A 12,976-nucleotide genomic window follows, 5' to 3' on the forward strand; every position below is an offset into this window, starting at 1 on the left:
AGAATCCGGCCGTTGACCTCGCTGGTAGTCTGATTGCGGCTGCTGACCCCGTGCGGGAGAGTCCTCCGACCCACCTCGGAGGCGCCGAAGGAGCAAATCCTCCCCGGAATCTCTCAGGCTCACGTACCGCACGGACGAGGTCACTCTGGAAAGCAGGGCGGGTGTCGACGGCTTCCGCCCTCACCGACGGTGAAAGCCGGCGCCGCGAGGTGCCCGGTGAAGCTCTCAGGTTGAGATGACAGAGGGGGAGGCCGTACGGGCACCCACGCCGTGGTGCCCTTCGAAGGTCGTCAGACCAGGAGGCCTCCGCCATGACCGCCCATCGCATTCCGCTCTCCGAGCTCGAAGCGGGCATCCCCTTCGAACAGCGCCACATCGGGCCCGACCAGGAGGCGCGGGCCAAGATGCTCGCCCAGGTCGGCTACGGCTCCCTGGACGAGCTGACCGCCGCCGCCGTCCCGGACGTGATCAAGAACGCCGACGCCCTCGACCTGCCGGGCGCCCGCACCGAGGCCGAGGTGCTGGCCGAGCTGCGCTCGCTCGCCGACCGCAACCAGGTCCTCGGCTCCATGATCGGCCTGGGTTACTACGGTACCTTCACCCCGCCGGTCATCCTGCGCAACGTCCTGGAGAACCCGGCCTGGTACACGGCCTACACCCCCTACCAGCCGGAGATCTCCCAGGGCCGCCTGGAGGCCCTGCTGAACTTCCAGACCATGGTCGCCGACCTCACCGGTCTGCCCACCTCCGGCGCCTCCCTCCTCGACGAGGGCACCGCGGCCGCCGAGGCCATGGCGCTGTCCCGGCGCATGGGCAAGAACAAGAAGGGCCTCTTCCTGGTCGACGCGGACGCCCTGCCGCAGACCGTCGCCGTCATCCAGACCCGCGCCGAGCCGACCGGTGTCGAGGTCGTCGTCGCCGACCTGAGCGACGGCATCCCGGCCGAGATCGCCGCCCGTGACATCAACGGCGTGCTGGTCCAGTACCCCGGCGCCTCCGGTGCCGTACGCGACATCAAGCCGGTGATCGAGCAGGCGCACGGGCTGGGCGCGCTCGTCACCGTCGCCGCCGATCTGCTCGCCCTCACCCTGCTGACCTCCCCGGGCGAGCTGGGCGCCGACATCGCCATCGGCACCACCCAGCGCTTCGGCGTCCCGATGGGCTTCGGCGGTCCGCACGCCGGCTACATGGCGGTGCACGAGAAGTTCGCCCGCAGCCTGCCCGGCCGCCTGGTCGGCGTGTCCGTCGACGTCGACGGCAACAAGGCGTACCGGCTGGCCCTCCAGACCCGCGAGCAGCACATCCGCCGCGAGAAGGCCACCAGCAACATCTGTACCGCGCAGGTGCTGCTCGCCGTCATGGCCGGCATGTACGCCGTCTACCACGGCCCCGAGGGCCTCAGGACCATCGCCCGGCGCACCCACCGCTACGCGACGCTCCTCGCCGAGGGCCTGAAGGCCGGCGGCGTCGAGATCACGCACGGCGCCTTCTTCGACACCGTCACCGCGCGCGTGCCCGGCAGGGCGGCCGAGATAGTCGCCGCCGCCCGGGACAAGGGCGTCAACCTGCACCTGGCCGACGCCGACCATGTCTCCCTGGCCTGCGACGAGACCACCACGCGGGCGCACCTGGAGAGTGTCTGGTCCGCTTTCGGCGTCCAGGCCGACCTGGCGGCGCTCGACGAGACCGCCGGGGAGGCGCTGCCCGAGACGCTGCTGCGCGGCGACGACTTCCTCGCCCACCCGGTCTTCCACCAGCACCGCTCCGAGACCGCGATGCTGCGCTACCTGCGCAGGCTGTCCGACCGCGACTACGCGCTCGACCGCGGCATGATCCCGCTGGGCTCCTGCACCATGAAGCTCAACGCGACCACCGAGATGGAGCCCGTCACCTGGCCCGAGTTCGGCGCGCTGCACCCCTTCGCGCCCGCCGAGCAGGCCGCCGGCTTCCTCACGCTCATCCACGAGCTGGAGGACCGCCTCGCCGAGGTCACCGGCTACGACAAGGTCTCCCTCCAGCCGAACGCCGGCTCCCAGGGCGAGCTGGCCGGTCTGCTGGCCGTCCGCGGCTACCACCGCGCGAACGGCGACGAGCAGCGCACCGTCTGCCTCATCCCGTCCTCCGCGCACGGCACCAACGCGGCCAGCGCCGTGATGGCCGGCATGAAGGTCGTCGTCGTCAAGACGTCCGAGGACGGCGAGATCGACGTCGAGGACCTGCGGGCCAAGATCGAGCAGCACCGCGAGCAGCTGGCCGTGCTGATGATCACCTACCCGTCCACGCACGGTGTGTTCGAGGAGCACGTCGCCGACATCTGCGCCCGGGTGCACGAGGCCGGCGGCCAGGTGTACGTCGACGGCGCCAACCTGAACGCCCTGGTCGGCCTCGCCAAGCCGGGCCACTTCGGCGGCGACGTCTCGCACCTGAACCTGCACAAGACCTTCTGCATCCCGCACGGCGGCGGCGGCCCCGGCGTCGGCCCGGTCGCGGTCCGCTCGCACCTCGCGCCGTACCTGCCCAACCACCCGCTCCAGCCGGCGGCCGGCCCGGAGACGGGCGTCGGCCCGATCTCGGCGGCGCCGTGGGGCTCGGCGGGCATCCTGCCGATCTCCTGGGCGTACGTCCGGCTGATGGGCGGCGAGGGCCTCAAGCGCGCCACCCAGGTGGCCGTGCTCTCCGCGAACTACATCGCCAAGCGCCTGGAGCCGCACTTCCCGGTGCTCTACACCGGCCCCGGCGGCCTGGTCGCGCACGAGTGCATCATCGACCTGCGCCCGCTGACCAAGGCGACCGGCGTGAGCGTGGACGACGTGGCCAAGCGCCTGATCGACTACGGCTTCCACGCCCCGACCATGTCGTTCCCGGTGGCCGGCACGCTGATGATCGAGCCGACCGAGTCGGAGGACATCATCGAGCTGGACCGGTTCTGCGACGCGATGATCGCCATCCGCGCGGAGATCGAGAAGGTCGGCTCCGGCGAGTGGCCCGCCGAGGACAACCCGCTGCACAACGCCCCGCACACCGCGGGCGCGCTCGGCGGCGAGTGGACGCACGCCTACAGCCGCGAGGAGGCCGTCTTCCCGGCCGGGGTCTCGGTGGCCGACAAGTACTGGCCGCCGGTGCGCCGTATCGACCAGGCGTTCGGCGACCGCAACCTGGTCTGCTCCTGCCCGCCGCTGGACGCGTACGAGGACTGACCGCGCCCCAGCCGTGCCCCGAGGGCCCCGTCCGGTCATCCGGCGGGGCCCTCGGCCGTCGTGCGGGGCTGAGCCGTGAGGGTCGGTCGTGCGGGGCTGAGGCGTGAGGAGGGGGCTGAGCACTGGGGCGGTGGGAGCACGGGCGCCTCGGTCGCCTACACCGTCTCCAGGGCCACCTCGGTCGCCTTGATCAGGGCGACCACGTCGGAGCCCACGAACAGGCCCAGCTGGACGGCCGCGTCCCGGGTGATGGCGGCGGTCAGTTCGCCGCCCGGGACGGAGATCCGCACGGTCGCCATGACGGCGCCGGTGGTCAGGCCGACCACCGTGCCGGGCAGCTGGTTGCGGATCGACAGGCCCTCGACCTGGCGGGTGGCGACGGAGACCTCGGTCGACTTCACCAGGGCGCGCACCGGAGTGCCGGGGGCGAGGGCCAGGTCCTCGGCGGCCGCCAGGGTGATGGCCGCGGTGAGGTGCTGGCCGCCCTCCAGCCGGACCTCGACGGTGGCCATGGCCTCGCCCGGGTGGACCGCGGTGACGCTGCCGGGGAGCTGGTTGCGGATGCTCAGGGTCATGGGCACCCACCGTAGAGCGCCCGTCGGCTCAGGCGGGGTATGCGTGGGTCCGGGTCGTTTTGACCGTCGCCCACACCGCGGCACCGGGCTGGAGTTCCAGGTCGGCGGCGGCGAGCGTGGTGAGGTCGGCGGCGAGCGGGAGTTCACCGGTGAGATCGGCGCGGATCTGATCGCCGTGCGTCTCCAGACCGGCCACCTCGCAGCGCCACAGATCGCGGGCGCCGAGCCCGGTCGGCCGGTCCCGGAAGAGGGTCACGGCCGAGGGCGGGAAGGCGACGAAGGCCGGTCCGGACAGCTCCTCGGTGATGGTGATCGAGGGCCCGGCGTCCAGTCGTACCGTCTGGCCCGCGGCCTCGCCCCGGTAGAGGTTCAGGCCGACGAGCTGGGCGATGTAGTCCGTGCGCGGGCGGCGGGCGATGTCGGCGGGCGCGCCCTCCTGGACGATCCGGCCGTGCTCCACCACCACCAGCCGGTCCGCGAGCACCATGGCGTCCAGCGGATCGTGTGTGACGAGGACGGCGACCGCCTCGAACTCGGCCAGATGGCGCCGGAGTTGGGCGCGGACCTCCAGCCGGGTACGGGCGTCGAGCGCGGCCAGCGGCTCGTCCAGGAGGAGCAGCCGGGGCTTGGTGGCCAGGGCGCGGGCGAGAGCCACCCGCTGGGCCTGGCCGCCGGACAGCCGGCGCGGCTTCGCGTCCGTGTGCTCGGCCAGCCCCATGCGCTCCAGCCAGCGCGCGGCCAGCGCACGCGCCGCCGCCTTGCCCAGGCCCTGGCAGCGCGGCCCGAACGCGACGTTGTCCAGCGCGGACAGGTGCGGGAAGAGGAGGTAGTCCTGGAAGACGACGCCGACCGGGCGGGACTCCGGCGGTACGCGCTCCAACGGGGTGCCGTCGAGCCGGAGATGGCCCTCGCTCAGCGGCACCAGACCGGCGAGGACGCGCAGCGCGGTGGTCTTGCCCGCGCCGTTGGGGCCCAGCAGCGCGACCACGTCACCGGGCGCCGCCGTCAGGGCCACGTCCAGCCGGAAGCCGGCCCGGTCCACGACGAGCCGGGCGTCGAGCCCCTGCCGGTCCGCCGGTTCCGAGGCCTGGGCGTCGCGTTCCCGGGCGTCGAGGTCCGGGGCGTCGTCGGTCATACGTGCGGGATCCTTCGGCCGTGGCTGTCCGGTGGATGCGGTGCGCTCGGTGGGCGTGGTCCGCCGTCCTCCCGTCATGTCACACCCCTGTCAGCCATCGGTCGCGCAGTCCCGCCAGCACCGCGATGGAGACGGCCAGCAGGACCAGGCTCAGCGAGATCGCGGCCTCGGGGTCGTTCTGGAGGGCGAGGTAGACCGCGAGCGGCATGGTCTGGGTGCGGCCGGGGAAGTTGCCCGCGAAGGTGATCGTCGCGCCGAACTCGCCGAGCGCCCGCGCCCAGGCCAGTACGGCGCCCGCCGCGACACCCGGCGCGATCAGCGGCAGCGTGACCCGGCGGAACGCGGTGAAACGGGAGGCGCCGAGCGTGGTGGCCGCCTCCTCGAAACGCGGGTCGGCGGCGCGCAGGGTGCCCTCCACGCTGATGACCAGGAACGGCATCGCGACGAACGCCTCCGCGAGCACCACCGCGGTGGTGGTGAACGGCAGGGTGAAACCGAACCAGGCGTCGAGCCACTTGCCGATGACGCCGTTGCGGCCCAGCGCCAGCAGCAGGGCCACACCGCCGACGACCGGCGGCAGCACCAGCGGCAGGGTCACCAGGGCGCGCACCAGACCGCGCCCGGGGAAGTCCGTGCGGGCCAGCAGCCAGGCCAGCGGCACGCCGAGCACGAGGCTGACGGCGGTCGCCAGGGTGGCGCTGACCAGGGACAGCTGGAGCGCCTGCCACACCTCGGTACTGGTCAGCTGGCTCGGCAGGCTCCGCCAGGGGGCCCGGACGAGCAGCGCGAGCAGCGGCAGCAGAAGGAAGGCGAGGGCCAGGACACCGGGCAGGAGGAGGGGCAGGGGGACACCGCGACGGCCGGCCACGCGGATGCGACGGGGCGCCGTACCCCTGCCCTCACCGGCAGCCCTGCCCGTACCGACACGGCGGCGCCGCGGCCGGTCCGTGCGGGGACCGGTCGCGGCGCCGGGCTCTTCGGGCGGGGTCACGGCTTGAGGAACCCGGCCCCGTTCAGCACCTTCTGGCCCTCGGCGGACCGCACGAGGGCGATGAACGCCTTGGCGGTCTCCGCGTTCTTGGCGTTCTTCAGCAGGGCGATCGGGTAGTCGTTGACGGCCTTGGCGGACTCGGGGAACTCCACACCCTCCACCTTGTCACCCGCGGCGTGCACATCGGTCTTGTACACCACCGCCGCGTCGGCCTCCTTCAGCTCGACCTTGTTCAGGGCGCTCTTGACGTCCTGCTCGTAGGAGACCGGGGTGAGCTTGAGGTGGCTGGCGGTGAGCGCCTTCTGGGCGGCGGCGCCGCAGGGCACGGTCTTGTCGCACAGGACGACCTTCAGACCGGGCTTGGTGAGGTCCTTCAGGGAGGCGACCTTGCCGGGGTTGCCGGGCAGGGTGGCGATCTCCAGCTGGTTGCGTACGAAGGTGACCGGGGCGCCGGCCGCGTCCTTGGCGTCCGTCACGGTGGCCATGGTCTTGGGGCTCGCGGCGGCGAAGACATCGGCCGGGGCGCCACCGGTGATGCTCGCGGCGAGGGTGTCGCTGCCGCCGAAGCTGAAGGTGACCTTGGTGCCCGGGTGCTGCTTCTCGAACTCCTTGCCGAGGGCGGTGAAGCTCTCCTGGAGCGAGGCGGCGGCGAACACGGTGACCGTGCCGGACAGCTTGGGGGAGGCGGAACCCGACGTGTCCGACGCCGAGTTCGAGGACCCGGAGGACGACGAGCAGGCGCTGAGGGTCAACAGGGCGGCGGTTCCCGCACCGGCCAGCTGAAGCATCCGCCGGGTCCGGCGCACGGAAGGGGTCATCACGGTTCTGCTCCTCGTGTTGTGCGGAACGACTGTCGCGCCCTGGCACGGTTGTACGAACCTGCCGTGCCGCGATGATACTGCCGCATCTGCCACCTGTACGTCCCTTGTCACATCGCATGAGCTGCGATCTTGCGCGGTGTGGCTGGCATGTGCGTTTGTACGGTGCTCCGCCGCGGGTACCGTCCTGCCGGAGATGGTCGCAGGTGACACTCGCCCGACTCGCCCTGAGCGGAGATCTCGTACGCCCTTCCCGGCTGACCGTGCCGGACCTGCTGCGCTGGCCACAGCACCAGGTGGCCGTCAGCTTCGAGTGCGCGACCAGCGGCACCCAGCACCACCGCTTCACGGGGCCCCGGCTGTACGACGTCCTCGCCGACGCCGGACCCGGCTTCGACCCGGCCCGCCGCAAGGACCGGCTGCGCTTCCTGATCGCCGTCAGCGGCACCGACGGCCACCACGCGCTGCTGTCCTGGGCCGAGATCGACCCGGACTTCGCCGACGCGCCCGTCCTGCTGGGCGTGAGCATCGACGGCACCCCCCTGGACGCGGCCGGCCCCCAACTGGTGCTGCCCCAGGACCGCTGCGGGGCCCGGCACATCAGCGGGATCACGGCGATCCGGGTGGACGGAAGCTACCGGTGCGCGCCGGTGGAGGTGGCGGCGGTCCCCTGAGACGTGGTGTGGGGGGAGACGGCCGGAGGCGATCGGTCGGTATGGTCGGTCGCGGTCGGTCAGACGCGGTCGATATGGACGTTTGTCGACTTCACCCGGGCCGTGGCCTCCACCCCGACCTCCAGGCCGAGTTCCTCCACGGCTTCCCGGGTCAGCAGGGACACCAGCCGGTGCGGACCCGCCTGGATCTCCACCTGGGCGGCGACGTCGCCCAGCTTGATGGCGGTGACGATGCCGGGGAAGGCGTTGCGCACGGAGGTGTGGGAGGCCTCCTCCTCGCCGCTGCCGCTCCTGGCCAGTTCGACGGAGAACGCGGCGAGGTCACGGCCGTCGATCAGCCGCCGCCCCGCCTCGTCGCGATGGGTGGCCACCCGGCCCGCGTCGGCCCAGCGGCGGGCGGTGTCCGGGCTGACGCCGAGCAGCCGCGCCGCCTGGCCGATCGTGTAGGACTGCATGCCGAGAACGATAGGGCGCCGCTCAGCCCGTGTGCACACGCGGCCTGCGCTCCCGGTCGGGCTCCGCCTCGCGCAGCACCTCCCGGGTGACCGGCGCGACCTCGCCCTGCCCGAACAGGAAGAAGCGCAGGAAGTTGGCGAACGGGCTGCCCTCGGTCCACTCGAAGTAGATGTGCGGGGTGCAGCCGGTGACGTCCCGGACATGCAGCAGCAGCGCCGCCAGGGCGTTGGGGATGGACGCCGACTCCAGCGTCAGCACCCGGTAGCGCTCGTGCAGGACCTCGCCGCGCACGGTCAGGCCCGCCTCGAACTCGGACGGGTCGGTGACCGTGACCTCGACGAAGACGAAGTCCTCCTGCTCCGGCATGTCGTTGTCGGCGCGGATCTGCTCGACCTTGTCGCGGTACTCGGCCTTGTCCCGGTGGCCGGGCTCGTTGGCGATGAACCGCATCTTGCGGCTGGCCATGTCCCTGATGAATCGTTCCGCCAGGGGATCGAGCGTCACGCTGGTCACGCGCAGCTCGAAGGCGCGGGCCAGCCGGGACAGCAGCGAGACCAGGATGATGCCGACGATGAAGCAGGCACCGATCTTCACACCGTCGGGACGCTCGATGACGTTGACGACCGTGGTGTACAGGAACACCACCGAGATCACGGCGAAGCCGACGGTCCAGCGGCGCTGTCCCGCCTTGCGCGCGGCGATGGTCACCGCGATCGCCGCGGAGCTGATCAGCACCAGCACACCGGTGGCGTACGCGCCGCCCTGCTTGTCCACGTTGGCGTCGAAGATCCAGGTCACCAGGAACGCGACCAGGGTGAAGACGATGACCATCGGGCGCACCGCGCGCGCCCAGTGCGGGGCCATGCCGTACCGGGGCAGATAGCGCGGCATCAGATTGAGCAGGCCCGCCATGGCGGACGCGCCGGCGAACCACAGGATGGCGATGGTCGAGACGTCGTAGACCGTGCCGAAGGCGCCGCCGAGGTACTGGTGCGCGAGATAGGCGAGCGCACGCCCGTTGGCCGGGCCGCCCGGCTTGAAGTCCTTCTCCGGGATCAGCAGGGTGGTGATGAAACTACTGGTGATCAGGAAGCAGCTCATGATGACGGCGGCGGTCGTCAGCAGCTTCTTGGTGTCCCGGATCCGGCCGGTGGGGTGCTCCTCGGTGTCGCCCGGGTCGCCCTTGACGTGGGGCATGACGGCGACGCCGGTCTCGAATCCGGACAGACCGAGGGCGAGTTTCGGGAAGACGATCAGGGCCACGCCGATCATCACGAAGACGTTCCCGTGCTGCACGGTCAGGGCGTTGGTCCAGTCCGTGACCACGTGTTCGGCGGTGAGCACGTGGTACAGGCCGACGATCACCACGACCAGGTTGAGCGCGAGATAGACGCCCACCAGGGCGAACGCGACGCCGATGGCCTCCAGGAAGCCCTTGAGGAACACCGCGCCGAGCAGCGCCACCAGCAGCAGCGTGATCAGCATCTGCTTGCCTTCGAGGGCGTGCGTCAGATGCGGGTTCTCCACCAGGTGGGTGGAGGCGTCGGCGGCGGACAGGGTGATGGTGATCAGGAAGTCGGTCGCCGCGAACCCGAGCAGGGTCAGGACGAACAGCTTGCCCTTCCAGAAGGACAGCAGCCGCTCCAGCATGGCGATGGAGCCCTCGCCGCGCGGGCTCTCCTCGGCCACCCGCCGGTACACCGGAAGCGCGCCCGCCAGGGTGACGAGCACCAGCACGATGGTCGCGATGGGGGAGACCAGACCGGCCGCGAGCGCCGCGATGCCCGGCTGATAACCGAGGGTGGAGAAGTAGTCGACACCCGTCAGGCACATCACCCGCCACCAGCGCTGCCCCTTGTGCGGGGGCTCCGGCTGGGCGTGCGGTCCGGTGTGGCCTCCGCTCTTGCCCATGTCGGACAGGCCCTCCAGCATCCAGGCGCGCAGGCGACCGGTACTGGGAGGGTGTTCGGTCGTGGCCATCGGGGCGCTCCTGATGTGGGGCTCAGCTCTTTTTCGGCCATCCCACGGACGGCGGCACCAGCGTATGCAGAGCGTGACGCCTGGGCCTCCGGATCGGGGCTGGGGAGGCGTCAATCTTGCGTTAAGAATGGCGCGGTGCCATCAGTGGCGCATCAAGAGGCCGAGGCAGGAGCGGGTCACCGGGAGCTGGGCCGATCGAGTGGCGAGGGGCACCCCCTGGGGGTCAGCGGCCACCGAGTGTCATCGCGCGCGGGGTTCGTCGGGGGCACGGTCACTCCAGTCCGGATGCCCGGAAGACCGCCAGGGCCGTCTCGCGGTCCAGTCGGCGGGCGAGCTGTTCGAGGTCGGTGGTGCCGCAGCGCAGGGTGCCGCCGGCCAGGGAGTGGCGGGCGCCGTCGTCGAGCCGGTGCCACACGGCGGGGTTGCGCACCAGCACCTCCGGGTCGATCTCCACCCGGTTCCCCAGCAGGTCGCGCAGCACCAGCCGCTGGCTGACGCCGTCCAGCGGGCGCACCGCGACCAGCAGATCGGTATGGACCCGGCGGGCGCGCAGCAGCCGCCTGCTGGCCAGCCAGCCGTCACCGGCGGACACCTTGGCCGGGAACAGGACGAGCAGCAGGAGCAGGGCCACGGCGGACCAGAGCAGGCCCCGCCACCAGGTGAGGGAGCCGGCCGCGCCGTCGATGAACAGCAGCAGCGCGAGCAGGGCGGCGGCGCAGCGCACGGCGGTGCGCACCTCGCCGGCCCACTCGTGGTCGTACGCGACGGTGGTGGCGGTGGGTGGTGGCTGCGGGCTCGTCACCCGGGCCCGTGTGTCGTCGCTGTGCTCCATGACCTCGACGTTAGACAGTCGCGGGGCGAACGGCACAATGCCTTGACGGCGCTCTGATGGGTGGGGCCGGATTCTTGACGGGTCTCCTACGACGGCGTGCGCCACCCGGCGGGGAACCTCGGGCGGGACCTCGGGTGGACCTGGGTGGGTCGCGACGGGCCTCGTCGGGACCTCGGTGGGGCTTATGCGGGGCACGGCGGGGTCTGCTCACGGGGCTCTCGCGCGAGGCCCGGGCGCTCACAGTCCCCGGGTGTCCATGGGCAGATGCCAGGCGTTGCGCCGGTGGACCGCGACCAGTTGCGACTCCAGCGGGGACGGCGGTACGGCGAGCACCGGGCAGCCGGCGTGGGCGAGGCAGTGCCGGCGGACCCGGCCGGAGAAGGCGCGCTGGAGGCCGCGCCGGCCCCCGCCCACGACCAGCAGATCGTCCTCGCGGTCCGCGATCGCCACCAGCGCCCGGCCGGGGGTGCCGCGGACGACGAGGGCGTGGATCGGCACCCCGGGCCCCCGGTCGCCGAAGATCTCCTCCAGGACCGCGATCAGCCGGCCCCCGGCCAGCCGCTGCCACTCCTCGTCGGGCACGGCCGCGGCGGGCGAGCGGCGGGTGGCCGGATCGCCGCCCGGCGGCTCCCACGCCAGCACCGGCCACAGCTCGGCCCCCAGCCGGCGGGCGAGCGCCCCGGCCCGCCGCAGCGCCGTGACGCTGCCCAGGGAGCCGCTCACCCCGACCACCACACGTCCGACCGCCGAGGCGTCGTAACCGGACATGACTCACCGTTCCTCACCGGTGTCCCGCGCCGTCTCCTTCCATCCCACCCCCGCGGCGGGGATACGACCAGCCGGGGACGCGTCGGGGCCGGCCGCACCGGATGGGTGCGGCCGGCCCCTCGGGTCCTCGCCGTCCTCGCGGCGCCGCCTCGGTCAGGCGGCGCTCATCACCTCGTCCGCCCCGAGCGGGCGGTGCGGGGCGATGACGCGACCGTCGGGCAGCAGCTCACCGGTGTCCTCGAAGAACAGGACACCGTTGCACAGCAGGCTCCACCCCTGTTCCGGGTGGTGCGCCACGAGACGGGCGGACTCCCGGTCGGCGGACTCTGCTGGCGGGCACGGTGGCTGGTGCTGGCACATGAATGGGATCTCTCGCTCTGTGGTGGTCATGGCGTCCCCCGTCATGCAGTCGTTCGGAACCCAGTGTTGCCCCACGGGACTCGATCCGCAGGGATTTCGAGGCACCGCTTCCCACAGGTTGAGGACGCGTCACCCGGGCGGACGGTTCAGCCCAACTACCCTGTCAATTCGGATGGTTCGCCCTGGCCGAGGTGGACTAGTCCGTCCGGGGTCCGGGTCAGGCCGCCGGTGAGCCGAGCAGGGGGAGCCGGGTGGCCCGCAGGGTCAGCACCGGCACCAGATCGGCGACCGGGTGCGGCCGGTGCGCCGCGATGCCGGGCGGTGCCGGGGCGAGCGGCACCAGCAGATCGGTGGCGGCCGGATGCCCCTCCGCACCGTCGGCGGTGGTGCCGCCGTGCAGCCACAGGGTGAGCATGTAGAGGCCGGGAACCGACAACAGTCTTGGCTGATAAGGCTGTTGGAGCGACTCCGCCTGCTTCAGGGCCAGCTCGGTGGAGGCGACGTACGGGCCCTCGAAGAAGTGCGAGAAGGCCCAGCCGTCGGGGGTGAGCATGGTCTCCGCCGCGGCCACCGCCCGGTCGCCGCAGCGGATCAGGAAGCGCCAGCCCGCCAGCCGGGTGGCGGACAGGCCCTGCGGTGTTATGCGGTCCAGCACATGGACGGGCAAAGGGAGTTCAGGAGTCGCTGGACCCTGCGCGGCACGCAGGGAGGGGGTGCGGGCCTCACGGACCGCGGTCGGCGAGCCCAGGGCGGTGAGGACGGAGCGCAGGGCGGGCGCGGGGGCAGGGGCAACGTGAAGCGGCATGGTGGGTCGCCTCTCATGTGACAGGCGCGGGGCGCGAGGGAGGTGGGGCGGACGGCGCTGTCTGCTCACGGAAGGCCGGAGAGGTGGGGGCCGGTCGGTGGAGAACGAGGGTGCGGCGCGCTCCGCCGCCCGTCAACCGGAGCGGCAGGAATGCGGCAGGACCAGGACCGAGGGCGCCACCCTCCCGCCTTGTGGACGAAGTTTATACGACATGTGTTCAGGCGGTGTTTCATCTATCCCAATGCGGCGGGCCCCACAAGACATGAATGGGCCGCTGATTCGCGGAAATCATCCCGGTTTACGGGCGGTCACACGGCGTTGACCTCGCCCTACCCTCCGCTCGCGGACGGCCGAAAGTCATCGGCGTTTTTCACGAGGCGTTCGG

General features: G+C 72.0%; 12 protein-coding genes and 1 riboswitch. Of the genes, 2 read left to right on the forward strand and 10 right to left on the reverse strand.

The window, feature by feature from the left end:
• The first annotated feature begins 43 nt into the window (after positions 1 to 43).
• Positions 44 to 139, forward strand: a riboswitch (glycine riboswitch).
• Positions 140 to 311: 172 nt separating this feature from the next.
• Entirely contained in the window at positions 312 to 3,197 is a 2,886-nt protein-coding gene (gene gcvP / locus QHG49_RS29380; RefSeq protein ID WP_301491852.1) for an aminomethyl-transferring glycine dehydrogenase, read from the forward strand.
• Positions 3,198 to 3,352: 155 nt separating this feature from the next.
• Here the strand turns inward: gcvP and QHG49_RS29385 are convergent, their stop codons facing one another.
• The 4 genes from QHG49_RS29385 to modA form a co-directional block, all read right to left on the reverse strand.
• Positions 3,353 to 3,772, reverse strand: coding sequence for a molybdopterin-binding protein (locus tag QHG49_RS29385; protein WP_301491853.1), 420 nt, complete (start codon positions 3,770 to 3,772; stop codon positions 3,353 to 3,355).
• A gap of 28 nt (positions 3,773 to 3,800) precedes the next feature.
• Entirely contained in the window at positions 3,801 to 4,907 is a 1,107-nt protein-coding gene (locus QHG49_RS29390; protein WP_301491854.1) for an ABC transporter ATP-binding protein, read from the reverse strand.
• Between the two features lie 79 nt (positions 4,908 to 4,986).
• A complete protein-coding gene (gene modB, locus QHG49_RS29395) occupies positions 4,987 to 5,898 on the reverse strand; it encodes a molybdate ABC transporter permease subunit (protein ID WP_370530519.1) in 912 nt (303 codons plus the stop codon).
• Positions 5,895 to 6,716, reverse strand: a complete 822-nt coding sequence (gene modA / locus QHG49_RS29400) for a molybdate ABC transporter substrate-binding protein (protein WP_159699437.1) — start codon at positions 6,714 to 6,716, stop codon at positions 5,895 to 5,897. The genes modB and modA overlap by 4 nt, the downstream gene beginning before the upstream one ends.
• 206 nt (positions 6,717 to 6,922) lie before the next feature.
• Between modA and QHG49_RS29405 the strand changes: the two genes are divergently transcribed.
• Complete coding sequence (locus tag QHG49_RS29405; protein ID WP_236576235.1) at positions 6,923 to 7,390, forward strand: molybdopterin-dependent oxidoreductase; 468 nt, start codon at positions 6,923 to 6,925, stop codon at positions 7,388 to 7,390.
• 59 nt (positions 7,391 to 7,449) lie between these two features.
• On the opposite strand, the gene QHG49_RS29410 is transcribed toward QHG49_RS29405, so the two are convergent.
• From QHG49_RS29410 to QHG49_RS29435, 6 genes are all read right to left on the reverse strand, one after another.
• Positions 7,450 to 7,845, reverse strand: coding sequence for a molybdopterin-binding protein (locus QHG49_RS29410; protein ID WP_159699431.1), 396 nt, complete (start codon positions 7,843 to 7,845; stop codon positions 7,450 to 7,452).
• Positions 7,846 to 7,867: 22 nt separating this feature from the next.
• Entirely contained in the window at positions 7,868 to 9,826 is a 1,959-nt protein-coding gene (locus tag QHG49_RS29415; protein WP_301491858.1) for an amino acid transporter, read from the reverse strand.
• Between the two features lie 271 nt (positions 9,827 to 10,097).
• Entirely contained in the window at positions 10,098 to 10,658 is a 561-nt protein-coding gene (locus QHG49_RS29420; RefSeq protein ID WP_145486215.1) for a hypothetical protein, read from the reverse strand.
• A gap of 237 nt (positions 10,659 to 10,895) precedes the next feature.
• Complete coding sequence (locus QHG49_RS29425; RefSeq protein WP_159699428.1) at positions 10,896 to 11,426, reverse strand: universal stress protein; 531 nt, start codon at positions 11,424 to 11,426, stop codon at positions 10,896 to 10,898.
• Positions 11,427 to 11,579: 153 nt separating this feature from the next.
• On the reverse strand, positions 11,580 to 11,786 hold the full coding sequence (locus QHG49_RS29430; RefSeq protein ID WP_145486255.1) for a DUF5999 family protein: 207 nt from the start codon (positions 11,784 to 11,786) through the stop codon (positions 11,580 to 11,582).
• 217 nt (positions 11,787 to 12,003) lie between these two features.
• Complete coding sequence (locus QHG49_RS29435) at positions 12,004 to 12,591, reverse strand: hypothetical protein (protein WP_301491861.1); 588 nt, start codon at positions 12,589 to 12,591, stop codon at positions 12,004 to 12,006.
• Positions 12,592 to 12,976: the final 385 nt, after the last annotated feature.

The organism is Streptomyces sp. WP-1 (assembly GCF_030450125.1).
Taxonomy (GTDB): Bacteria; Actinomycetota; Actinomycetes; order Streptomycetales; family Streptomycetaceae; genus Streptomyces; species Streptomyces incarnatus.

Bases quoted from the DNA above. Each gene is read 5' to 3' on its own strand.
- gcvP (WP_301491852.1), top strand. From the start codon at position 312: ATGACCGCCCATCGCATTCCGCTCTCCGAGCTCGAAGCGGGCATCCCC.
- QHG49_RS29385 (WP_301491853.1), bottom strand. From the start codon at position 3,772: ATGACCCTGAGCATCCGCAACCAGCTCCCCGGCAGCGTCACCGCGGTC.
- QHG49_RS29390 (WP_301491854.1), bottom strand. From the start codon at position 4,907: ATGACCGACGACGCCCCGGACCTCGACGCCCGGGAACGCGACGCCCAG.
- modA (WP_159699437.1), bottom strand. From the start codon at position 6,716: ATGACCCCTTCCGTGCGCCGGACCCGGCGGATGCTTCAGCTGGCCGGT.
- QHG49_RS29410 (WP_159699431.1), bottom strand. From the start codon at position 7,845: ATGCAGTCCTACACGATCGGCCAGGCGGCGCGGCTGCTCGGCGTCAGC.
- QHG49_RS29415 (WP_301491858.1), bottom strand. From the start codon at position 9,826: ATGGCCACGACCGAACACCCTCCCAGTACCGGTCGCCTGCGCGCCTGG.
- QHG49_RS29420 (WP_145486215.1), bottom strand. From the start codon at position 10,658: ATGGAGCACAGCGACGACACACGGGCCCGGGTGACGAGCCCGCAGCCA.
- QHG49_RS29425 (WP_159699428.1), bottom strand. From the start codon at position 11,426: ATGTCCGGTTACGACGCCTCGGCGGTCGGACGTGTGGTGGTCGGGGTG.
- QHG49_RS29430 (WP_145486255.1), bottom strand. From the start codon at position 11,786: ATGTGCCAGCACCAGCCACCGTGCCCGCCAGCAGAGTCCGCCGACCGG.
- QHG49_RS29435 (WP_301491861.1), bottom strand. From the start codon at position 12,591: ATGCCGCTTCACGTTGCCCCTGCCCCCGCGCCCGCCCTGCGCTCCGTC.